18 protein-coding genes and 1 pseudogene are annotated in these 23,618 nt (G+C 37.2%); all 19 read left to right on the top strand.

From position 1 onward, the window contains the following. Window positions 1-29 precede the first annotated feature (29 nt). A complete protein-coding gene (gene isdC, locus ACIQZA_RS15160; protein WP_402882325.1) occupies window positions 30-629 on the top strand; it encodes a heme uptake protein IsdC in 600 nt (199 codons plus the stop codon). Further along, on the top strand, window positions 629-2,101 hold the full coding sequence (locus ACIQZA_RS15155) for an NEAT domain-containing protein (RefSeq protein ID WP_402882323.1): 1,473 nt from the start codon (window positions 629-631) through the stop codon (window positions 2,099-2,101). The genes isdC and ACIQZA_RS15155 overlap by 1 nt, the downstream gene beginning before the upstream one ends. Window positions 2,102-2,182: 81 nt before the next feature. Continuing rightward, window positions 2,183-3,460, top strand: a complete 1,278-nt coding sequence (locus tag ACIQZA_RS15150; protein WP_402882321.1) for an NEAT domain-containing protein — start codon at window positions 2,183-2,185, stop codon at window positions 3,458-3,460. A 15-nt stretch (window positions 3,461-3,475) separates the two neighbouring features. Continuing rightward, on the top strand, window positions 3,476-4,399 hold the full coding sequence (gene isdE / locus ACIQZA_RS15145) for a heme ABC transporter substrate-binding protein IsdE (protein ID WP_402882319.1): 924 nt from the start codon (window positions 3,476-3,478) through the stop codon (window positions 4,397-4,399). A 168-nt stretch (window positions 4,400-4,567) separates the two neighbouring features. Continuing rightward, window positions 4,568-5,571: pseudogene (locus ACIQZA_RS15140) on the top strand (FecCD family ABC transporter permease). Then, a complete protein-coding gene (locus tag ACIQZA_RS15135; protein ID WP_400939167.1) occupies window positions 5,540-6,310 on the top strand; it encodes an ABC transporter ATP-binding protein in 771 nt (256 codons plus the stop codon). Before ACIQZA_RS15140 ends, ACIQZA_RS15135 begins: the two are co-directional and overlap by 32 nt. Window positions 6,311-6,321: 11 nt before the next feature. Then, window positions 6,322-7,083, top strand: a complete 762-nt coding sequence (srtB, locus tag ACIQZA_RS15130) for a class B sortase (protein ID WP_400939164.1) — start codon at window positions 6,322-6,324, stop codon at window positions 7,081-7,083. Between the two features lie 326 nt (window positions 7,084-7,409). Next, entirely contained in the window at window positions 7,410-7,937 is a 528-nt protein-coding gene (locus ACIQZA_RS15125; RefSeq protein WP_400939162.1) for a YceI family protein, read from the top strand. Between the two features lie 144 nt (window positions 7,938-8,081). After that, the gene (locus tag ACIQZA_RS15120; protein ID WP_142510803.1) at window positions 8,082-9,008 is read left to right on the top strand and encodes an NAD-dependent epimerase/dehydratase family protein; all 927 of its coding nucleotides are present in this window, start codon (window positions 8,082-8,084) and stop codon (window positions 9,006-9,008) included. Window positions 9,009-9,379: 371 nt separating this feature from the next. Continuing rightward, window positions 9,380-10,669, top strand: coding sequence for an AAA family ATPase (locus ACIQZA_RS15115; RefSeq protein ID WP_400939160.1), 1,290 nt, complete (start codon window positions 9,380-9,382; stop codon window positions 10,667-10,669). Between the two features lie 89 nt (window positions 10,670-10,758). Then, window positions 10,759-11,334, top strand: a complete 576-nt coding sequence (locus tag ACIQZA_RS15110; protein WP_402882316.1) for an RloB family protein — start codon at window positions 10,759-10,761, stop codon at window positions 11,332-11,334. Window positions 11,335-11,900: 566 nt separating this feature from the next. Further along, the gene (locus ACIQZA_RS15105; protein WP_400939155.1) at window positions 11,901-13,544 is read left to right on the top strand and encodes a glycerol-3-phosphate dehydrogenase/oxidase; all 1,644 of its coding nucleotides are present in this window, start codon (window positions 11,901-11,903) and stop codon (window positions 13,542-13,544) included. A 224-nt stretch (window positions 13,545-13,768) separates the two neighbouring features. Beyond that, window positions 13,769-14,332 (top strand): glycerol-3-phosphate responsive antiterminator, encoded by a 564-nt coding sequence (locus ACIQZA_RS15100; RefSeq protein ID WP_142510799.1) that lies wholly within the window; start codon window positions 13,769-13,771, stop codon window positions 14,330-14,332. A gap of 155 nt (window positions 14,333-14,487) precedes the next feature. Beyond that, window positions 14,488-15,291, top strand: coding sequence for an MIP/aquaporin family protein (locus ACIQZA_RS15095; RefSeq protein ID WP_400939152.1), 804 nt, complete (start codon window positions 14,488-14,490; stop codon window positions 15,289-15,291). A 132-nt stretch (window positions 15,292-15,423) separates the two neighbouring features. Then, complete coding sequence (glpK, locus tag ACIQZA_RS15090) at window positions 15,424-16,920, top strand: glycerol kinase GlpK (protein WP_142510797.1); 1,497 nt, start codon at window positions 15,424-15,426, stop codon at window positions 16,918-16,920. A 1,223-nt stretch (window positions 16,921-18,143) separates the two neighbouring features. Further along, complete coding sequence (locus ACIQZA_RS15085; protein ID WP_400939150.1) at window positions 18,144-18,347, top strand: helix-turn-helix transcriptional regulator; 204 nt, start codon at window positions 18,144-18,146, stop codon at window positions 18,345-18,347. Between the two features lie 2 nt (window positions 18,348-18,349). Beyond that, window positions 18,350-18,841 (top strand): hypothetical protein, encoded by a 492-nt coding sequence (locus ACIQZA_RS15080; protein WP_400939148.1) that lies wholly within the window; start codon window positions 18,350-18,352, stop codon window positions 18,839-18,841. A gap of 544 nt (window positions 18,842-19,385) precedes the next feature. Next, window positions 19,386-21,467 (top strand): catalase, encoded by a 2,082-nt coding sequence (locus ACIQZA_RS15075; protein ID WP_400939146.1) that lies wholly within the window; start codon window positions 19,386-19,388, stop codon window positions 21,465-21,467. A 402-nt stretch (window positions 21,468-21,869) separates the two neighbouring features. Continuing rightward, window positions 21,870-23,207 (top strand): dihydrolipoyl dehydrogenase, encoded by a 1,338-nt coding sequence (gene lpdA, locus ACIQZA_RS15070; RefSeq protein WP_402882312.1) that lies wholly within the window; start codon window positions 21,870-21,872, stop codon window positions 23,205-23,207. Window positions 23,208-23,618 lie beyond the last annotated feature (411 nt).

Raw genomic sequence — 23,618 nt, 5'->3', positions numbered from 1 at the left:
AATTATTTTTCAGAGGAGGCGTACAACACATGAAGAAATTAATGATGTTCGTCATGCTTGCAACTTTGTTTGTTTATAACTTTGCGTTACCACAAGCATCTGCTCAACTAGCTGACGGCACACATTCGATAAAATATCAGGTCAATAAACCTGAGAGCAACTCTGTATCCATTGCCAATGATTATTTTATAAAACCAGCAAAGGTCACATTGAAAAATGGGACAGCTACTGTTCAAATTACATTAAAAAATAGTGTATGGATCACAAAGTTCCAACCACCTGGTGGAGCAACTGTAGTAAGCGAAGATAAAGCAGCAGATACTCGTACTGTAAAATTTACAGTTAAAGATTTAACGAAACCTGTTGTGACTTCTATGAAAATTGATATTGACGATATTAATTATCACCACGAATACAGCGTTTCACTAGTATTTGATGCAGCATCTGGAGGAAGCACAACAACAGCATCAGATACGAAAACTACTAATGCACCAACAAATTCTTCTGAAAGTCATGTGCCGAATCCTCAAACAAGTGATGTTACACCGTATTTATTAATTGTGGCATTAGTTGGATCAGCATTTTTACTTTATAGAAAAAAAATACAAACAAAAACGGAGGGTCAATAATGGCTAAAAAACAACAATCACGCGCAACAAAAATAGTACTAGCTTCATTGCTAGCAGCATCGCTTTCAGCACCATCATTTGCATCTGCAAAGGTAGCTGAAGTAACGACTACAAATACTGAAGTAAAAGTAGGGGCAATTAAATCAGAAAATGTTGATACTATAGTAGATTTCCACATCTTTAAGCCGGGTACATCAGAACCCCAACCTGCAATTAGCTCTCATCTTGTTACAACAGGCACAATCGTTGAGAAGGATGGGGAATTTGAGGCAAAATTAACGGTAGCAGCAAAATCTGCCCCAATGATCGCAGGTTTACAAACAAAGCAAGGTGATAAGTTAGTAGATGCTACTGAAGTTAAAAATGCAGATGGCACAATTACATACAGTTTCCCAGTTGTAGCTGGTGAAGTATTACAAGCGAAAATTCACGTTGTCGTAGCTTCAGCTAATATGGACAAGTGGTATGATTTTGATTTAAAAGCAGTAGAAAATAAGGAAGCAACTATTACTGAAGAAAACGGTAAATCTGAAGAGGTTAAAGAAGAAGTTAAAGTAAATGAAGTGGCTATCACTGTTTACAAAAACGGTACTTCTGAAGAATCTATTATGAAGCAATATATTCAACCAAAAGTAGGCGTATCAGTAGTAGATGGTAAAAACGTAGTTACTATGACATTCCCTCAAGGTCAATATGTTAAAGGATTCAAAGTGGAAGGAAATGAAGCAACTTTAGTAAGTCAAGACGATACAACAAATACTAGTAAGTACTCATTTGTAGTGACAGACTTAAAGAAACTTGTAAATGCTCAGCTACATATTGTTGTGAATGAGCCAGAAAAAGGCGTGAACTATGACTCAAACCATCAAGTACAATTTAGCTTTGCTGTCGAAGGCGCAGTGAAACCAGTGGTGAATCCATTTAAAGATATTAGTAATGATGGTAATAAAGAAGCAATCTTAGCATTATACAGTAAGGGAATTGTTAAGGGTCAAGATAATTTTAAACCATATGACAATATTACACGCTCTCAATTTGCGTTAATGATTGCTCGTTCATTAAACTTATCTTCTACAACAAATGCTGGATTTAAAGATATAGCGAAACTTGATACAGAACGTGTACAAGCAATCAATGCCTTAGCTGAGGCTGGAATTGTCGTGAAGGCAGAGAACTTTAATCCAAATGGAACACTTACTCGACAACAAGCAGCAGTGATGATTTACCGTGCAGTAGCACATGTTGCAGGAAAAGAAATGAACTATGGTGATCCAGGCTTATCTTATTATGCTGATGGTGCAACTGTTACAAGTGAAGAAGCGAAAAAAGCCTTTGCGTTCCTATATGCAGGTAAAATCATGACTGGATCTGTAAATGCTAATGGCAAAACTGTTATTAATGCAAGCAGTCCATTAAAACGCACACAAATGGCAAAAATTTTAAATGGCTCATTACAATACATGAATAAATAGTACGGTTACAGCCACTTCCTTTCTCACTTATTTGAGGAAGGAAGTTACTGTGCTCTTAAAGAATTTGGAGGAATTTACACAGTGATTAGCAATAGAAAAATAGTTCAAGTATTCGTTTTGAGTACTTTTTTACTGATGCTTTTCCCTCCATGTGTATGGCTTCAGGCAAAAGCTGAAGAATCTGTATTAGAAAATGGGAGCTATCAAGTTGAACTAAGTTTTTCATCTCTAGATGGAGGGAAAGACAATATTTTTAGCGAATTGGCGACAATTGATGTAAAGAACGGTCAATATAGCTTAAATTTGGCTATAAAGAAGCCATTGAGTATAAGAGATTTACATATCGAACAGCAGGAAAATAAGCTTTCGTCAAACGTTCAGACTGAAAATTTAGTTCAATTTGATGTCAAGGATTTACATCGGCCTATTATCATTAAAGGTGAGGTAGCATTTTCATCCTCTGAGGAATATGTCCCTTTTTCCAAGGAGCTTCAATTACAGTTAACAACCCTTTCAACAATTGTGCAAAAGGATGAGGAAGTTATTCCAGAAAACGAAATTGACGAATCTATTTCAGAAGAAATCTATGATAAGGAATGGTCAATGAATTACGTATTATTAGTAGATGGAAAGAACGAACAATCCATTATGAATACATATGTAAACCCTGTTGCAGAAATAAAAGAAAAAAACGGCAAATATTATGCTCACATGACAATTTTAAAATCTAATTGGATAACAGGCTTAACTGTAGATAAACAAGGAAAACAGGTAGAGCCAAAGTTTATTTCACTTGTAGACAATGCCAGAATTGTTGAATTTGAAATTAGTAATTTTGAAAAGCCAATACGAATGTGGGTTAAAGTTGATATACCTGAGATGTCTTATCATCATCAATATTTCGTAAATCTAAAATTTGATCAACAGCAGGTAGCGAAGTTTTTAAGTAAGCCCTCTGTAACAGCACCCTCTACGCAAGTAGCTAGTGAAAAGCAACCTGTTATTGTTAAAGAGAAAGTCAAAAAGGCACCATTGGAAACACAACATGAGCCTGTAAAACCGACTCAGTTATCACGACCAATGCCATCATTCCAGCCAACTGTAACTGTGCCTAAGGAAGAGCGGTTAGCATTTGATCGTACACTTGACGCACCTATTGAAGATGAAGACGACGCCGAGAAAGCTGATGTTAAAGAGGAGACTACTGAAAAAGTAGCGAAGGATTCAAAAGTCGATCAGCAGCTTGCTCAGCTGAATATTGTGAAGATAGTATTGCTAGTAGTAATTTGTATTTTATCGGGCTGGTCGCTCGTTAGCCGTTTTAAAAATGCAAGAAAAGATGCGACTGAACAGAAATAAGTAGGAGATGACTTTATGCAAAAGAATTGGAAATGTTGGTTGCTCATAATGGCGATGATGTCATTACTTTTGGTAGTCGTCGGCTGTAGTGATGGCAGTAAGCAAGAAAAGACAGAGACACCAACGGAAAAAGCACAACCATCAACTGAAGCAACTGATGCGAATGAACATCGTATTATTGCAGGAACGGTTGTTATTGCAGATATTCTAGATAAGCTTGAGTTGGACGCTATAGCAGTGCCTGAAACAGAAAAAACATTAGCAAAACGTTTCGATGAACTGCCTACTATCGGTAACGCAATGGAGCCAGATATGGAGATTGTTAAATCATTAAATCCAACAGATGTGTTATCAGTTTCAACGTTAGAGTATGATTTACAAGATAAATTCAAACAGTTAAAAATTCCAGTTAATTTTTTAAACTTTCAAAGTGTTGATGCCATGCTTTCCGAGATTAAAACACTTGGCGAACGCTATAATCGCGTAGAACAAGCCGAGAAGCTAGTGAATGGATTACAAAAAAATATTGATGCTGTACAAACAGTTGCTGAGAACAAAGAGGGGCCTCGTGTATTAATCTTACTTGGTATTCCAGGAAGTTATTTAGTTGCAACTGAAAATTCCTATGCAGGAGACCTTGTGAAACGTGCAGGCGGTATTAATGTAATGGAAGGGCAGGACGCTGAATACTTGTCTTCGAATACGGAGTACTTGCATAATAGTAACCCTGATATTATTTTACGACTATCACACGGTATGCCAGATGAAGTTGTAAAAATGTTTGACGAGGAATTTACAACGAATGATATTTGGAAGCATTTTAACGCAGTGAAAAACGGCAAAGTCTATGATTTGGAGGAAGAATTGTTCGATACTACAGCTTCCTTACAAGTGCCACAGGCTTTAGGACAGCTAATGGAAATCTTCTATCGTAAATAGAAACTAGAAATGTCGCTCGTATCGCAAGCATAGCCTTGCTTTTCTAATATTTCTATTAAGCCTTATGCCGAGGCATAATTGATTAGAAAATTATGTTTCAGTCCCTTAGGAAAAGTTGTGGATGTACATGTAACATGATGGAATTTGAAAAGAAAAAGGAAGTCCGGTATGACAAAAAAAATTGTAAGCTTTTCAATTGTAATTGTATTATTACTTGTCTCAGCAGTTTATGCAGCAACGACAGGTAGCATTAAAATGGGCTTTTTTGAATTTATAGGTGCATTATTTGATGAAGGAAATAGTCAAATGGAGGCTATCCGAGATTTACGATTTCCACGAATCATTGTTGCGTTGTTTGCTGGTGCAGCACTTTCCGTTTCAGGGGTACTATTACAATCAGTTATGCGTAACCCATTAGCGGATGCCGGGGTTATTGGTATATCTTCAGGAGCGGCATTTGTCCAGCTCTTTATTATTTCCTTCTTTCCAGCATTATTTTTTATGACACCTATATTAGCATTTATGGGCGGGGCATTTGCCTGCGCACTCGTCTTTGGGTTGTCATGGAAGTCAAGCTTAAGTCCATTGAAACTTATTTTAGTCGGAATTGCTATTAATGCAATGTTCACGGGGTTAACAGAGGCTTTCATTAGTTTAGGCGGTTCATTGAATACTTCAGCTTCCAGCGTTGTAGGCTCAAACTTAACGATGCGTACGTGGAAGGACGTATCAACAATTGTTACTTATGGTACTGTCGGATTAATAGCCTCCTTTGCATTATATAGTTGGTGTAATCTCCTAGTATTACAAGACAAAACAGCAAAAAGTCTAGGCTTTCATATAGCTCGTGCTCGTCTATTAATAGCCGCTGTTGCGGTACTATTATCAGCTGTTTCTGTTGTTGTAGCAGGAGTTATCTCGTTCGTCGGTCTGTTAGTACCACATATTTCTCGTCGTATAGTTGGACACGATCATAAGGTGCTCATACCTTTTACAGCATTAGCTGGAGCTTTATTAATATTAGTGGCAGATACGATTGGTCGCACAATTGCTGTACCGCTTGAAATTCCAGCATCAACCATTATGGCGATTATCGGTGGGCCATTCTTAATATTCCTATTACGAAAAGAGTGAGAAGACATGGAAATACAAGATATTATTGTATCGCATGATAATACTCGAAATCATTTAGACGGTGTATCGACGATCATTCAAAAGGGCAAAATCACAACGATTATCGGTCCAAATGGCTGTGGAAAATCAACATTATTAAATGTTATGTCCCGCAACAATATGCCGATATCGGGGAATGTATCGTTAGAAAGCAAGGATTTGGTGCACTACAAGCCAAAAGAATTTGCAAAAAAACTAGCAATTGTCTATCAACAAAATGATGTACCGAAGGATTTAACCGTAGAAAAGCTAGTGAGCTTTGGACGTCTACCACATCATTCAATGCTAAAAAGAAATCATGAGGAAGATGTCAAAGCTATTGAATGGGCACTTGCTTGCACGAATTTACTGGAAAAACGAGAAAACGATTTAGAGGCTTTATCAGGTGGGGAACGTCAGCGAGTGTGGATTGCTATGGCTTTAGCACAGCAATCTGAAATTTTATGTTTGGATGAGCCGACAACATATTTGGATATTTATTATCAAATTGAGTTATTGGAGCTTGTAAAGGCATTAAATGAGGAATATGGCTTAACAATTGTTATGGTGCATCACGATATCAATCAGGCGATTCGCTATAGCGATCAAATCATTCTGATGAAAGCTGGACAAATAATAGCCGAAGGAGCACCACGTAACGTCATTACAAGGGAAGTTATTAAAGATGTCTATGGGGTTGAAGCCATTTTCAATGAGGATGAGCAGTTTGGATTTTACATGGTGCCCCTTGCAATTTAACTGGTGATACTATGAAAAAATGGGCAACTAAGTTTTTAACATTTATATATTTAGCTATATTCTTATACTCAGGCTTTGCGTTAGCCAAGTACTTATACACGTACTATGAGACTTCAAAATCATTGGAAGAAGCACAAACGATTTACCAAACAACATTGGCTTCTTTAGAAGATAAAGCAGATGAAATCTCAACAAAGCCATTTACAATCCGTCCACAATTCAATGATTTACTAACGGTAAATAATAATATTGTTGGATGGATTTCTGCAGACGGGACAAAGCTCAATAATCCAATTCTACAAGCTGAAAATAATGATTTTTATTTAAATCATAATTTTAAAGATGGAGAAAGTCGTGCAGGAAGTGTATTTATGGACTATCGTAATAATGTGCAAAACATAAACCAAAATACTATTTTGTACGGCCATGCCATGAAGAATAGTACGATGTTTGGGAGTCTTAAAAATTACTTAAATCAGCAATATGCAAACGAACATCCTATCATTTATTTAGATACACTGTATGAAGGTTATAACGTTGAAATCTTTGCCGCATATGAAACTACCATTGATTTTTATTACATTGAAACAGAGTTTAAGAGCAATGATACTTACTTAAAATTTTTAGACGACATTCAAGCACGCTCTTCAATCGAAATGAATGTAGAGATTGGACCGGAAGACAAAATTCTTACACTATCCACTTGTAAGGATTCTGTCATGAGTGACGACCATCGTTTTGTCGTCCAAGGTAAATTAGTGAAACGCAGATAGATAAGGAGTTTTCCCATTTCATTGGGAAGCTTCTTTTTTTATTTAAAGAAAGTAGTTGGAGTAAAATTTCTGAACCGGAGACATCGCTCAGGTAGTTTCTGAAAATGCCTGGGTCAAAAATTTTTAAAAATAACTTGACGTAAGTAGATTATTAATATATAGTAAGTTACATAAAGTAATTAATAACTTTTCGTAACTGCGTTTAACTAGGATGCAAAAGAAGTAACTACAAATGTTTAACCTTAAACATAATTTAAGTAGTTACTTCATATTTTAAAATATATCTCGAATTCGAGATAAAAACAACCCAATTGGAGGAATTTATAATGGCAAAATGGAACATTGATTTAGGACACTCAGCAATTAACTTTCAAGTAAAACACATGATGGTATCAAAAGTAAAAGGTGTATTCGATACTTATTCAGCAGATATTGAAGCGGCAGATCTTGCAGATTTAACAACAGCAAACATTAGCTTTACAATTGATCCAGCTAGCATCAATACACGTAGTGAAGATCGTGATAATCACTTAAAAGCAGCAGATTTCTTCGATGCTGAAAAATATCCGACAATTACATTTAAGTCTACAAACATTGCAAAAAAATCAAATGATGAATATGCGGTTACAGGTGATTTAACAATTAAAGACGTAACGAAATCAGTAACATTTGATACTGAATTTAATGGTAAAGGTACAAATCCATGGGGCCAAGAAGTTTATGGCTTTGAATCTACAACATCAATCAATCGTGAAGATTTTGGCTTAACTTGGAATGCTGCATTGGAAACTGGCGGTGTTCTAGTTGGGAAAGACATCAAAATTACAGTTGAACTGGAAGTAAACCCAGCTTAATTTTGTAAAGTGTGCTCGATTTCATATCGGGCACATTTTTTTATACTTAAAACATTGCCAAAAAATAACACAACAAATAAGTTGCTTGCATAATTTTAGTAATTATTGCATATAAAACATCATATTGTTTTTGGGGGCGATGGGATGAATGTATTAGTGACAGGTGGTTATGGTTTTATTGGTAGTGCAGTGGCGAGACGTTTTTTTAAAGAGGGTGCAAATGTTTATATTATTGATAATTTAAGTACCGGTCATTTACGCAATGTCGACTTTGATCATAAATCTTATCTTTTGAATGTGGAAGATGAAGTTTGTGAGCATCTTTTTAAAGAAACATCATTTGATGTGGTCATTCATTGCGCAGCACAAACGAGTGTTCAAAAATCGGTGCAAGAGCCAGTGAAGGATGTTTTAACGAATATTGTAGGGCTTAGTCAGATGCTCTTCTTATCGTCAAAATATAAAGTAAAGCATTTTGTTTTTGCCTCGTCAGCAGCTGTTTATGGAGATAGTCACTATCCACCATTAGAAGAAACAGATGTTAGTGAGCCGATTTCGATGTATGGATTAAACAAAAGTATTGGTGAGACATACTGTGAAAAATGGCAAAGAGATTATCGTTTACCAACATTAATTTATAGATTTGCTAATGTATTCGGTCCAAGGCAATGTATGCTGGGGGAAACGGCGGTTATTCCTAGCATGTTAAAAAGCAGTATAGAAGGAAAGCCCTTTACGATTTATGGAGATGGAGAACAAACACGAGATTTCATATATGTAGATGATATTGCGGATGCTATTTATGCTGGTGTACAGGCTAGATTACAGGGCATTTATAATGTATCAACGAATGAGGCATGGTCGATTCATCAAGTCATTTTATTATTACAGCATTTAAATCATCCTTTAGAAATTCAATATGCACCTGCGAGAGAGGGAGATATTGAGCATTCATTTTTAAATAACGCTAAGCTGGCAAAGGCGATAGGGTGGAGACCAAAAACTACTTTTGCGGAAGGCATAGAGCGTACATTGCAAGTATTGCAAAATGAAAAGATAGTGGGAATTTAATTAAATTATACAAAAGGTGATTGGAGTGGGGACTGGGTGACGCCATAGAGACCAGCGAAGCGGAAAGCAACCCCACGTTAGTGAATGAATTCATTATACTTTGAAGATTTATCGGAACAACTTCAGTTTCTATCAACTATGGGTGACTCATTGGGGATGGGCTCAAAATATGTAGGTGATGATCAGTGTATTCTTTGACGATTTACCCTAAAAGGGAAATCGTCTTTTTATATTTTTAAGGAGACGGAAAGTTAGCATTCATCAGTAAATAATTGTGCATCGTATTATTGGTATTACGCGGAGTAATAGGTGTTTTTTTACGCCTATAGTATAATTAAAGGAATGCTGTGGAATTGAACGGGGGCCTACAAATGTTAGTAGATTTTAGAGTGAAAAATTGTTTAAGTTATAAGGATGAAACCCTATTTTCAATGGTGGCGGGAAGCCGTATTCGAAAATTAAAGGATACACATACGATGAAATATGACTCATTTCACCTTGTTAAAAGTGCCTTTATTTTCGGACCAAATGGAAGTGGAAAATCAAACTTATTCACTGCTATTAAAATTTTACGTTCTTTATTGTTTAACTTTGAAAATCTTAATAATGTTAAACAACTACGCTTGCCCTACCAGCCGTTTAAGTTAGGAAGTCAGCAAGAACAACCGACAGAATTTATGATTTCGTTATTACTAGATGGGGTACTGTACGATTATGAGGTACAGTATAATGCATCACAGGTTCTTTATGAAGGTCTAACTAAAACGACAAAGTCTCTAAAAGTGGAGCTTTTTAATAGACGATGGGATGGTACGGAATATTTGTATGAAACTGCCGATGGTACTGCGCTAGAATTGACAAAATATACGCGTGATAATACAGCTTTCTTATCGGTATTAAATGTCTTTAATGACCCAGATGCTACGAAAATATTTGATTGGTTTTTACATAAAATACTATTTTTAGATGAAACAAATCGGTTATCAAGTCATCCACTTATTCGTAAACTTGAAGAGGAACCCTTTAAGAAAGAGGTTATAAAGTTACTAAAGATTGCAGACTTTTCTATTCAAGATGTAACGGCAAGACGGGTTGAGCGAAGAGAGAAAAATACTATTGGCTATGATTTTGACACTTCAGAGGTTATACAAGAAGTGGATATCGATTTGCACTATTTATCGTTCGATGAAGTAGGCGCGCCGATCGGGACAGAAACGATCAATTGGACGATGGATTCAAAGGGGACAGTCCGTATGCTGCATTTAGCATGTGTCATGGTCGAAGCATACAATAAAGGGAAGACAATCTTTATAGATGAATTTGACACAGCATTTCATGTGTCCATCTGCGAATTTTTAATGGCCATTATGAACAGCAAGCGTAATGTTACGAATCAATTTGTTGTCACAAGTCATGAAATTGATTTATTAGATCAGCCACTACGTTCCGATCAAATATGGTTTGTGAATAAAAGCTTTAAAAATGAATCCGAGTTATACTCCTTATTTGATTTTGCAGATTTACAGAAGAAACGCGGGGATATTTCCTATGCCAAGCGTTACTTAAAAGGAGAATTTGGAGCTACACCGGTTATTAATGAATATTTATCAGATCAATATTTAACTTCTTTGGAGCGGGTATCCAAACATCCGCTGAAATAGAGGAACTCAGTCTAAGAACGCCACGTCCTGTGGCAATTTATCTGCAATTATGCCGGGTTTAATTAATAGGAAGTGGAGGTATTTGAGCAGTGAGAGTGCGTCAACAAGGGAATCGAACACTGCGTAATACAGTTTTAATTTATTGTGAAGGTGAAACCGAACGCATTTATTTTGAGCAAATGCGTATTTTAAAGCGCTCAAAAATGGTAAGTGTCAAAATAAAAAACGTCAAGCGTTCGGCTATTAAGCTAGCCCAGCATGCCTATCGAGATTCAAGCTACCAATATTTTGATGAGGTTTGGATTGTTTTTGATAAGGATGATCTAACTGAAAAGCAATTAGAGGAAGTTAATGACTTTTGTGAGGAGAATAGTATTCATATTGCCTATTCAAATGAAGCATTCGAATTATGGCTATTGTTGCATTTTGAAGAAGTCGATCTATCTGAAAAGTATCCTCGTGCCGTATTAAATGACAAGATGGAGCAGCATCTTGGGGTAACACGTTATTTTCGTCATAAAGCAGATGAGTCAGTCATTGCACCTATCGCATTTCGCCATGAGGTCGCTATTAAAAATTGCACGGATATGATGTCACTTCGTAAGACGGAAAGCCGTGACAATCCTTATTGCAATATACATGAAATGATAAAATACATATTTTAACTTCTTTCAGCAAAAAGTCGTTCTTTGTGCAAGCACAGACCGATTCCGGACACATTGTTTATCTGTAGCGAAAGCAAAGCGACAGCTACAATTATACCGAGGCATAATTGATGGTCAATCAGTAGGTTTTCTATTACTAGTTAATGGAGAGCCTGCTATTTTTATTTCTCGAAAGGTAGGGATAACAATTATTAAAAGTATGACATATATTAAGTTGATTGGAGTGGAACTTTTTCGATGCGACAATAACAACTAAAATTTATTTTATGTTCCACTCAAACATGTAAATAAATAAATTTTTTGTATTTGGGAATAATATCAGAGGCCATGACAATTGAACTGTACATATGACGCGAATTTAAACCTATAAATGATTGAAAAGTGTATGTTGTATTCGTAATTTTTCTAGACGATCTACCTTGCCTTTTCTTTCTAAAAAGACTACAATGAAATTAAGTTAATATACTAGGTTTGAGCGATTGAGAGACCATTAAAAACATATGTACATTTGTACATGTGCCTTTAATGGTCTCTTTTTTTCGCTTTAAATAAGGAGGAATTTCATTATGAGCACAGCTTCAGCAATACAACGTCAACAAACGATTGAAGAATTACAAAGTAAAGAATACGATTTATTGGTGATCGGTGGTGGGATTACAGGTTGTGGTATCGCGCTTGACGCAATTGCTCGTGGTCTATCTGTAGCGTTAGTTGAAATGCAAGACTTCGCCGCTGGTACTTCTAGTCGTTCGACAAAATTAGTGCACGGTGGACTTCGTTATTTAAAACAATTTGAAATAAAAGAGGTTGCAGAATTAGGAAAAGAACGTGCGATCGTTTATGAAAATGGACCGCATGTAACAACTCCTGTTTGGATGCTACTGCCATTCCATAAAGGAGGCACATTCGGCAAATTCTCAACGAATATTGGCTTACGTGTCTATGATTTTTTAGCAGGGGTTAAACGTTCTGAGCGTCGATATATGTTAAGTCCTGCAAAAACAATGGAAAAAGAACCTTTGGTTAAAGGCGAGGACTTACGCGGCGGTGGTGTATATGTAGAATATCGTACAGATGATGCACGTCTGACAGTCGAAGTTGCCAAAGCTGCCATTGAAAAAGGTGCTACACTCATTAACTATGCAAAGGCAGAAAACTTTTTATACAATGACGAAAAGAAAATTAATGGTATCGTAGCACAAGATTTAATTGCCCATAACGCATTTAATATTCGAGCAAAAAAAGTTGTAAATGCTGCTGGTCCATGGGTAGACGAGGTTCGTACTATCGAAGGACAACAAAATGGTAAGCATTTAATTTTATCAAAAGGCGTGCATATCGTTTTTGATGAATCTAAATTCCCACTACGTCAAGCTGTCTATTTTGATACACCTGATGGTCGTATGGTGTTTGCAATTCCTCGAAATGGGAAAACGTATGTTGGAACGACAGATACATTTTACGAAGGCGATGCGCGTGAAATGAATATCCATCAAGAAGATCGTGATTATATTATGAAAGCAATTCATTACATGTTTCCAAAAGTTAACGTCACTGATTCAGATATCGAATCAAGCTGGGCAGGTGTTCGTCCATTAATACATGAGGAAGGTAAAAATCCATCTGAAATTTCTCGTAAGGACGAAGTATGGGAATCTGCTTCGGGACTTGTGACAATCGCTGGCGGTAAATTAACAGGTTATCGTAAAATGGCTGAAACGGTTTTAAATATGATTGCGCAAGATTTAGAACAACGATTTGGCATTGCATCAAAACCATGCTATACAAAGCAGATTCATATTTCCGGTGGAGATGTTGGGGGCTCCCAAAACTTACATGCCTTCGTGTCGAAACGAACAAAAATGGGTGTTGATATCGGATTATCAGAAGAGGAAGCAAAACATTTAGCACATCATTATGGTTCTAATGTGGATACTGTTTTGGACTATGCTAAAGAAAAACATCCTGTTTTACCACAAGCGCTATACGCCCAGTTATTGTATGGTATTCATCATGAAATGGTTGTTCATCCAAACGACTTTATGATTCGTCGTACAGCGTATATGTTCTTCAATATCGCTCTTGTGAAACAATATAAAGACGCGGTATTAGATGAAATGGCAAAACAATTACATTGGTCTACTGAACAACGTACACAATATGAAAAAGATTTAAATTTAGAAATAACAAGAGCTACAACTGCATTATAATAAAAAGGAAGGTCGTCTTAATGGCGGCCTACTTTTTAACTTATTTCAGCGGGTGTCCAAACATCTGTACCTGTCGCTACGCTTTCGGTACAAAAAACATCCGCTGAAATAAGTTAAGCCTCCGGCGGATGTCACGGAAAACGGAAAGGAATGCTTTGTGCTAGCACAAAGCCGATTCCGGACGTAATTATGCCGAGGCATAATTGATGTAAAGGGGAAATCAAATGAATTTCAATAATCAACAAATTATTCCCGCTGCACGTACAGTTAAGCAATTTGATGAAATATTAAATAGTCGATTCGAATACATTGTTCTATTAGAAGTGCATATTAGTTTGCTCATGTCAATAAAGCGAGAGGCAGATCGTAACGGTAAAAAATTAATTATTCATGCAGACTTAATTCATGGCTTAAAAACGGATAACTTTGCAGCAGATTTTTTATGTAATGATATCCGTCCAGCAGGTATAATTTCCACTCGATCTAATATGTTAATAAAAGCAAAATCTCGTGGGATTATTGCCATTCAGCGCGTCTTTTTAATTGATACGATTGCACTAGAAAAAAGCTTTTCAATGATTGAATCAGCGAAGCCTGATTATATTGAATTATTACCAGGCATCATTCCTTCAATGATTTCAGAGGTACACCAGCGAACAAAAATTCCTGTTATTACAGGTGGACTAGTTCGCACTGTTGAAAGCATTGAGGAAGCGTTATCAGCTGGAGCAGTAGCTATTACAACATCAAATAAGAACTTGTGGGAAAATTTCCAAAAATATTGTTGACTATGTATATTATTTTCTCTACAATGTACATAAGTTAAAAAGCGCGTGGTTAGGAAAAGGAACCCACATTTAATCATCTGCATTATAACGTGCAGTTTGTTTAAGTGTGGGTTTATTTTTTTACTAAGTGCACTATTACAAAGGGGGCTTCTTGTATGTCAACATTTACAGCTGAACTTGTCGGCACGATGATTCTTATTTTATTCGGTGGTGGCGTTGTTGCAGGTGTATCACTGCACAAATCGAAAGGCTTTGGCGGTGGATGGGTAGTGATTACATTTGCTTGGGGTCTAGGTGTGGCTATGGCTGCATATGCTGTTGGTGGTATTAGTGGGGCTCATTTAAATCCTGCTTTAACGATCGCGCTTGCTACAATTGGTAATTTCCCGTGGGAAGACGTACCTTCTTACATTGCTGCACAATTGATTGGTGCATTTTTAGGGGGGATACTCGTTTATTTTATGTATCTACCACATTGGAAAGGTACGAAAGATCCGGAAGCGAAACTGGCTGTATTTTCTACAATGCCTGCTATTAAACATCCATTATCAAATTTAATCTCAGAAATGATTGGTACGTTTATACTTGTTTTAGGTATTCTAGCATTGGGAACAAATTCGATTACGGATGGTTTAAATCCATTTCTAGTTGGTATGCTAATTGTAGTCATCGGGATGGCATTAGGGGGTCCTACTGGTTATGCAATTAACCCTGCACGTGACCTAGGCCCACGTATAGCTCACTTTTTCTTACCAATCCCAGGTAAACGTGACTCAGGGTGGTCATATGCATGGATTCCAGTTGTAGGTCCAATTATCGGTGGTACTTTTGGTGCTCTATTCTTCCAACAAATTTTTGAGGGGAAAAATAGTATCACATTTTGGGTATTTGCTATTATCGTAGTTATTATTTTTATCAGTGCTCAAATGACAGTGAAAAATGTTAAAAGTGAAGAGTAAATCAATTATGCCTCGGCATAATTGTAGTTGTCGCTTTGCTTTCGCTACAGAAAACATTTGTAGTTGTCGCTTTGCTTTCGCTACAGAAAACATTTGCTGAAAGAAATAAAAAAATTATTGGAGGTATGTCCGATGTCAGAAAAAAAATATATTTTAGCTTTGGACCAAGGTACAACAAGCTCACGTGCTATTTTGTTTGATGAAAAAGGGAGCATTCTCCACGTTGCACAACAAGAATTCCCGCAATATTTCCCACAATCCGGATGGGTTGAACATCATGCAGAAGAAATTTGGTCTTCTATTCTTTCTTGTATCGCTACAGTGCTCTCTGCAAAAAATATTGAATCAAATCAAATTGCTGGGATCGGTATTACAAACCAACGCGAAACAACTGTTGTTTGGGATAAACATTCAGGAAAACCAATTTATAATGCGATTGTCTGGCAATCACGCCAAACGAACGCTATTTGTGAGGAATTGAAAGAAAACGGTTACAATGATTTATTCCGTGATAAAACAGGTTTATTAGTCGATGCATACTTCTCAGGTACAAAAGTAAAATGGATTTTAGACAATGTTGAAGGTGCTCGTGAAAAAGCAGAAGCAGGCGATTTATTATTCGGTACAATTGATACGTGGTTAATATGGAAGTTAACAGGTGGTAAAGTCCATGTTACAGATTATTCAAATGCTTCTCGTACGTTAATGTACAATATTTATGATTTAAAATGGGATGAAGAAATATTAGACATTTTAGGTGTTCCAGCTTCTATGCTTCCTGAGGTTCGTCCTTCTTCAGAAGTGTATGGATATACGGAGGAAGCTCTGTTCTTTGGTTCTGCTGTTCCAATTGCAGGGGCTGCGGGTGATCAACAAGCGGCTCTATTCGGTCAGGCTTGCTTTGAAGAAGGTATGGTTAAAAACACTTACGGTACGGGCTGCTTTATGTTGATGAATACTGGTGAAAAGGCAGTAAAATCAGAGAATGGCTTATTAACTACGCTTGCATGGGGCTTAAATGGTAAGGTTACTTACGCTTTAGAAGGAAGTATTTTCGTAGCTGGCTCTGCTATTCAATGGTTACGTGACGGCTTACGAATGTTCCGTTCTGCTTCAGAATCTGAACAATATGCTGCACGTGTAGAGTCGGCTGACGGCGTTTATGTAGTTCCTGCATTCGTTGGTCTAGGTACACCTTATTGGGATTCAGATGTACGAGGTGCAGTCTTCGGTTTAACGCGCGGTACTTCTAAAGAACATTTTGTACGTGCGACATTAGAATCGTTAGCGTATCAAACAAAAGACGTACTTGGTGCAATGGAAGCAGATGCCAATATTCCACTAACGAAATTACGTGTAGATGGTGGTGCAGTCGCAAACAATTTCTTAATGCAATTCCAATCGGATTTATTAAACGTTCCTGTTGATCGTCCGGTCATTAACGAAACAACAGCTTTAGGTGCTGCGTATTTAGCAGGTTTAGCAGTTGGCTTCTGGAAATCACCAGATGAAATTAGTGAGTATTGGAATTTAGATCGTCAATTCACACCTAATATGGATGACTCACATCGTGAAGAAATCTATGCAGGCTGGAAAAAAGCTGTTGCAGCTGCTCAAGCATTTAAATAAACATATAGCTGAATAGTGATGAAAAAAACCTTGATAGGCAAATTTGAAGCGAATCCGGTTGTTAGACAAATATCTAACTGAGGTCACTTCACTTGCTGGTCAAGGTTTTTTAGGTCTGTACTCATATTTGCACTTACATATTTTGAAGATGAACTAAGGTGAATATAAAAATAACAACAAATACATTACTATCCGCAATTGCAAAAGTATGTTTTATCGTAAATTAAGGAAAATTGAGTGTAGATTTGAAATAAAGTCGCGACGTATATAAAAAGTTTGATTGAAAATCCTGAGTTGATATGCAGGATTTTTTCTTTTTCCACAAGCGTGCCAGATTTTTGAAGAAGAGTATCAAAAAAACGTGTGGCTATCAAACCTAAAAAACCCCGAGTAAGAGATTTTGGTGTCTTTTACTCGAAGTAAAGTTCAGAGTATAGTGTCTTAACTAATTATTGTGTGGCTCATTATGATTGTATTTTAACAGTTTTATTTGACTCCTTTTGGTTCATCACCAAAAGTTGTGGATGACTTTTGTTAAAACGTCTACTATGTAAATAGTTGATTGGAGTGGAGACTGGGCGACTCCTTGGGGATCAGCGATAGAGGAACGAAGGCTAAAAGCATCACATCCTGTGATAATGCCTTCGTGACCAACATCGTGTTGGCCCGAGACCCTGTAGCGCAGCGGATGTTTTCTGTGCGAAAGCGTAGTGTTAACGTAGCGGCAGCAAATGTTTTGACTGTGCGAAAGCGAAGCGTCAGCAACACCAAAAGCGGCTCATCGGACGACCCCAGGAAGCTTTGCTCTGTGCGAAAGCGAAGCGTCAGCAACAAATGTTTTCTGTAGCGAAAGCGAAGCGTCAGCAACAAATGTTTTTTCTGTGCGAAAGCGAAGTGGCAGCAACAAATGTTTTTTCTGTGCGAAAGCGAAGTGGCAGCAATAAATGTTTTTTCTGTGCGAAAGCGAAGTGGCAGCAATAAATGTTTTCTGTAGCGAAAGCGAAGCGGCAGCAACAAAGCGCCCAGTCGGAACGGAAATCAACCACACGTTTTGGTGATGATCCCTCCTTTTGTTATATCCTCCATATATCTCCTAGTAGTGGTTATTTGTTGTATTAACTAAAAATTAAATTGTAAAGTAAACTTGACACTTTTGAAGGTGTAAAGTAGACTTTACTTATTAACGAATGTACAGTTTACTTTACATTTTTAAAGGAGGCTTTATGAAAAACAGAATTCGCGAATTACGAAAATCGAAGAAGATTACGCAGGAGGAATTGTCGAAACAAGTTGGAGTCTCACGGCAATCAATCATTGCAATTGAATCAGGAAAATTCAATCCATCTATTGAACTTGCCTATAACATATCAAAAGCTTTCAATTGCACGATTGAAGAAGTGTTTATTTTCGAAGAGGGGGAAATGTAATTATGGAGGTTTCTATCGGGGGTATTATTGGATTGTATGGAGGAATGATTTGTGGAATCTTTGGCTGGTGGTTCGGACGGAAAAAAGCTAGAGAAAACAGAGGTTTAGATGAGCTATACTATCATATTTGGCAAAATGCAAAATCCTATTCATGGTATGTGACATTAGGAGCGATTTATGTTCTCTTTTCTTTAATCATGTTTGGGATTGAATTAAGCAACGCAATGGTTTTAGGTATCCTTCTTTTAACACACCTAGGAAGCTGGGGAATAATTGGGATTGTTTTGTCCATTAGTATGTCCAGTACAGTCACGTTGCAGCCTTCCCGTGTGAAGCTTGGCATAATCATCATTGTTATGTCTATTATTGTTTTTACGATTATCACGATCATGACGAATAACTGGAAGTTTTTATTATTTAGTTTACCACCTAATTTAATTGGACTTTTTACTGCACTTAAACCAAAGGGAGAAGATTCCGAGTTAACTCCCTAGATGTGAAATAAAGTCGTACCATTATACCCCTTTAGATATGGTTATCTAAAGGGGTATTTTTATAGTGCAAAGGAAAAGAACATCGAAATTAAAAGATCGATTAGGAATTGTTGAGTGACAATAAAGTTGTTCCATTAAAGGGGTGCTTTACTGGAACAACAGTAAGGTTTTTCTTATTGTGCTAACGGTGGAGGTTAGTTGAAAAATGAACAAGAAGTGTTGTGAAAAAAAGTGAGAACCTGAGGACTTAGGAAATGTGTTAATTTGGCTATATTTACGAGTTTGGAATAGTTAAATGTATTGAAAAAAATAAAGAGTATGTTAGTTATGAACCAGAAAAATATAATTGCATAGGTGTAAATGGGACCTTTTTGATGAACTTATGTCTAAGGTTTTGGTGAAAAAATGAATCATCTAGAAGCATTCGCGCTCGAATTTGGTCGTAAATCAAGAAATAATTGAGAAAGTTTTCCTATAGCTATGCCTTGAAGCATGTTTATTTCATAAAAACATATAGTGTATATTGAGAATTAAGAGTATTGGAATGAAAGGGGATTGCGTGGATAAATCTAAGTCGAATCAGCGCAAAAATTTGGAGGAGAATGCAAAGGATCAGCAGTTAGAGCAGTTTCGTGTCGATAATGAAGGGCAAAAGATGACGACGAATCAGGGACTAAAAGTTTCGAATGATGAGAATTCGTTGAAGGCTGGGGTTCGTGGGCCAACAATTATGGAGGATTTTCACTTTCGAGAGAAAATAACGCATTTTGATCATGAACGTATTCCAGAGCGTGTTGTACATGCGAGAGGCTTTGCGGCACATGGAGAATTTGAGCTGTATGAATCGATGGGGGAATATACTAAAGCAAGCTTTTTACAGGACCCTAATAAGAAAACACCTGTATTTGTCAGATTTTCAACGGTAGTTGGAAGCTTAGGTTCGATGGATACTGCACGTGATGTTCGTGGTTTTGCGACGAAATTTTACACGGATGAGGGCAATTATGATTTAGTTGGTAATAATATACCGGTCTTTTTTATTCAGGATGCCATTAAGTTCCCTGATTTAATTCACGCGGTAAAGCCTGAACCTCACAATGAAATGCCACAAGCAGCTTCAGCTCACGATACGTTTTGGGATTTTGTAGCGAACAATCAAGAAATTGCGCATATGATTATGTGGCATATGTCTGATCGTGCAATACCTAGAAGTTTTCGAATGATGGAAGGCTTCGGTGTTCATGCTTTTCGTTTCGTCAATGATAAGGGGAAATCAAGATTTGTAAAATTTCATTGGAAGCCTGTGTTAGGTGTTCATTCACTCATTTGGGATGAAGCGCAAATCATTGCTGGTAAGGATCCGGATTTTCAACGACGTGATTTATGGGAATCCATTGAAATAGGTGATTATCCTGAATATGAGTTGGGTGTACAAATGCTTGAGCCAGAGGACGAATTTAAATTTGATTTTGACATTTTGGATGCAACAAAGCTGTGGCCTGAGGAGATGGTGCCAGTTAAAAAGATTGGGAAGATGACATTGAATCGTAATGTGGATAATGTTTTCGCTGAAACAGAGCAAGTCGCCTTCCACCCTGGGAATGTTGTACCAGGCATAGATTTTACAAATGATCCACTTTTACAGGGGCGGCTATTTTCTTATTTAGATACACAGCTAATACGTTTAGGGGGACCAAATTTTGCAGAAATCCCGATTAACCGACCCGTTTGTCCATTCCATAACAATCAGCGCAATGGCTTTAGTCGTCAAACTATTAATATAGGAAAAGTGAGCTATCATAAAAATTCCTTGGCCAATAATACACCATCAACTTCAACGGCAAAGGAAGGTGGCTTTGTCCATTATGAAGAAAAGGTTGAAGGACGTATCACACGAGCACGTAGTAAATCATTTGATGATCATTTTTCACAGGCGAGGCTGTTTTGGAATAGTATGTCACCTCCTGAAAAACAGCATATCATTGATGCCTTTAGTTTTGAGGTAGGGAAGGTGAAAAGTAAGTCTGTTCGGCAACAGGTTGTCGATATGTTTGTCCGTGTTGATAAAGCAATGGCAACGACTGTGGCCGATAATGTAGGTGTTAATCGTCCAAAAGGCGAGCAAATAAATGTCACGTTAGCATCACCTGCACTTAGTCAAGCTAATACTATAAAAATGCCCCAAACACTTAAGGTAGGCGTGCTAATAGGTGATGGATTTGATGCAAATGAAGTTGGCGAAATACTGAAATTTTTGACAAGACAGGGTGTTCGATACAGTATTATTTCCGACAGATTAGGGGTTGTTACTAGTAGTGATGGTGTACAATTAACAGCAAGTGACACATTTATTACTACGGACGCGGTACTATTTGATTCGTTATATGTTGTAGGCGTAAGAGCAAAAAATCAGGCTAAGTTTAATTCACATATTGTAAATTATATTAATGAAGCATATAGACATTACAAACCGATTGGTATAGCTACATCAGGAACGACATTTTTTAATATGTCTAATGCCAATGTAGGGCCAGGAATTGTGTTAGCAACTGGCGACAAAGATTTCGCTAAAAAATTTGTCAAAGCAATTGCTCAACAACGCTTTTGGGAACGGAATATTTATTAACCTTACGTTGTTTCCGCGTAAAGGAAAATATCCGTGAAGCAGAGCAAATACCTGCGGGAAAAGAAGCAATACTTTCTCGCGTCAATGGCATTAGATTTTCTATGAAATATTTCATCTATCATAGTAAAAATGCTGATAATTAAAGTCTCTCATTGTTCTTAAAGAATAGTGAGAGATTTTTTAGCTTGCATGAATGGGTAGTTAGACAACTACCTCAAAATTCAACAAGAGCATTCTAGTTACGTTTTGTTATCTTTATTGGCTCCTTCTCCATATAGATGGGTCTTAAGATCGAGAGTTTTAAAGAAAGTTGGTAGACAAAATGCTTCTTAATTTACTATAAATTACATGGCGTTGCATTCGAATTTTGTAAATGCTATGGTGGTAAATGAGGTGAATTTTGTGGAAAAATTTGATATTGCAATTATTGGTGCAGGTCCTGGGGGCTATATAGCAGCCATTCATGCAGCAAAAAGTGGCAAGAAGGTCGCTTTAGTAGAGCGCGATAAAGTAGGAGGAGCCTGCTATAATGTCGGCTGTATTCCTTCGAAAATATTGTTGGAGCATAGTAAGCTCATTCAAGAAATAAAACGTGGTAATGACTGGGGTATTGAAACTCCTACAGTAAATGTGAATTTTCCACGATTGATGAAACGTAAGGATGCTATTATTGACGAGCTTTTAACGAATATTGAGGGCTATATTTTGAGCAATCAAATTACCTTTTATCGAGGAGAAGCGGCAGTATCTAATGATTTAACTGTAACAGTTGGTAATGAGATATTTACAGTAATGGATATCATTTTAGCAACCGGAAGTAAACCATTTGTACCACCTTTTAAAGGTATAGAGACTTCTTCCTATTATACAACGGATACCTTTTTCGATATGACAGAGCTACCAAAGCAGTTAACAATTATAGGCGGAGGCGTTATTGCAGTAGAAATGGCATTTAGTTTAGCACCGCTTGGAACAAAGGTGACGGTGCTGAATCATAGTGAAGATATTTTACAGACAGAAGAGTCAGATGCACGACCACTAATTCGTGAAAAGATGAAAAAGCTTGATATTGAGCTTGTGACAGATTTCCAATTTGAGCATTTTAATGGCAATGAAATTCATACATCTAAAGGCATTTATACATATGAAAATCTTTTGTTTGCAACGGGTCGACGCCCGAATACAAAAATAGCCCAGCAGCTAGGTCTAGCCTTCGAAGGTCGATTGATTGCTGTCAATGAGCATCTTGCAACAAGTCAGCCACATATTTATGCTATAGGTGACTTAGTTGGTGGTTTCCAGCTAGCTCATTCAGCGAGTGCAGAGGGAATTTATGTTGTGGACCATATTCTGGGGAATAAACCGGCACTAATTGATCAAGCTTTGATTCCTCGCTGTGTTTATACACATCCTGAAATTGCAACTTTTGGATTACTGGAAGAACAGGTTAACGAACCTTATAAGGTGACTCAAATGCCTTTACATACAAACTCTAAGGCATTAATGGAAGGAAATACAGTGGGCTTTATAAAACTTATTGCGACGGAAAAAGAAGGACGCATTTTAGGAGCTTGTGTTGTTGCTGATGGGGCAACAGAAATGTTAAATGCTATTTTAGCTACTAAAAATGCTGGTGGTACGGCCCATACTCTTGCAAATATGATTTTCCCCCATCCTACAGTGTCAGAGCATATAGGGGATGCTGCAAAAGCTATTTTTGATAAAGCCATTCACCAATAATGGTCTCAGAACTACCTTTTATGAAGCGAACCAGAACCCATAACAATACTGTTAAGCCTTCTATTTATAGATATACTTGTTCTTATACTAATTATAATAAGTGTGATACAGGCTCATTATGCAAATATTTGATTTTGTTATAACTACTATTAAATGGTTCATAACCGAAAATTGTGGATGACTTTTGCTAAAACGTCCACTATGTAAATAGTTGATTGGAGTGGAGACTGGGCGACTCCTCGGGGATCAGCGATAGAGGAACGAAGGCTAAAAGCATCACATCCTGTGATAACGCCTTCGTGACCAACATCGTGTTGGCCCGAGACCCTTCAGCGCAGCGGATGTTTTCTGTGCGAAAGCGTAGCGACAGCAACACCAAAAGCGACTCATCGGACGCCCCCAGGAAGCTCT

The organism is Lysinibacillus sp. NPDC096382 (assembly GCF_044762845.1).
Taxonomy (GTDB): Bacteria; Bacillota; Bacilli; order Bacillales_A; family Planococcaceae; genus Lysinibacillus.
This window is presented reverse-complemented; position numbering and strand designations above follow the sequence as displayed.

Bases quoted from the DNA above. Each gene is read 5' to 3' on its own strand.
- isdC (WP_402882325.1), top strand. From the start codon at position 30: ATGAAGAAATTAATGATGTTCGTCATGCTTGCAACTTTGTTTGTTTAT.
- ACIQZA_RS15155 (WP_402882323.1), top strand. From the start codon at position 629: ATGGCTAAAAAACAACAATCACGCGCAACAAAAATAGTACTAGCTTCA.
- isdE (WP_402882319.1), top strand. From the start codon at position 3,476: ATGCAAAAGAATTGGAAATGTTGGTTGCTCATAATGGCGATGATGTCA.
- ACIQZA_RS15135 (WP_400939167.1), top strand. From the start codon at position 5,540: ATGGAAATACAAGATATTATTGTATCGCATGATAATACTCGAAATCAT.
- srtB (WP_400939164.1), top strand. From the start codon at position 6,322: ATGAAAAAATGGGCAACTAAGTTTTTAACATTTATATATTTAGCTATA.
- ACIQZA_RS15125 (WP_400939162.1), top strand. From the start codon at position 7,410: ATGGCAAAATGGAACATTGATTTAGGACACTCAGCAATTAACTTTCAA.
- ACIQZA_RS15120 (WP_142510803.1), top strand. From the start codon at position 8,082: ATGAATGTATTAGTGACAGGTGGTTATGGTTTTATTGGTAGTGCAGTG.
- ACIQZA_RS15115 (WP_400939160.1), top strand. From the start codon at position 9,380: ATGTTAGTAGATTTTAGAGTGAAAAATTGTTTAAGTTATAAGGATGAA.
- ACIQZA_RS15105 (WP_400939155.1), top strand. From the start codon at position 11,901: ATGAGCACAGCTTCAGCAATACAACGTCAACAAACGATTGAAGAATTA.
- ACIQZA_RS15100 (WP_142510799.1), top strand. From the start codon at position 13,769: ATGAATTTCAATAATCAACAAATTATTCCCGCTGCACGTACAGTTAAG.
- ACIQZA_RS15095 (WP_400939152.1), top strand. From the start codon at position 14,488: ATGTCAACATTTACAGCTGAACTTGTCGGCACGATGATTCTTATTTTA.
- glpK (WP_142510797.1), top strand. From the start codon at position 15,424: ATGTCAGAAAAAAAATATATTTTAGCTTTGGACCAAGGTACAACAAGC.
- ACIQZA_RS15085 (WP_400939150.1), top strand. From the start codon at position 18,144: ATGAAAAACAGAATTCGCGAATTACGAAAATCGAAGAAGATTACGCAG.
- ACIQZA_RS15080 (WP_400939148.1), top strand. From the start codon at position 18,350: ATGGAGGTTTCTATCGGGGGTATTATTGGATTGTATGGAGGAATGATT.
- ACIQZA_RS15075 (WP_400939146.1), top strand. From the start codon at position 19,386: ATGAAAGGGGATTGCGTGGATAAATCTAAGTCGAATCAGCGCAAAAAT.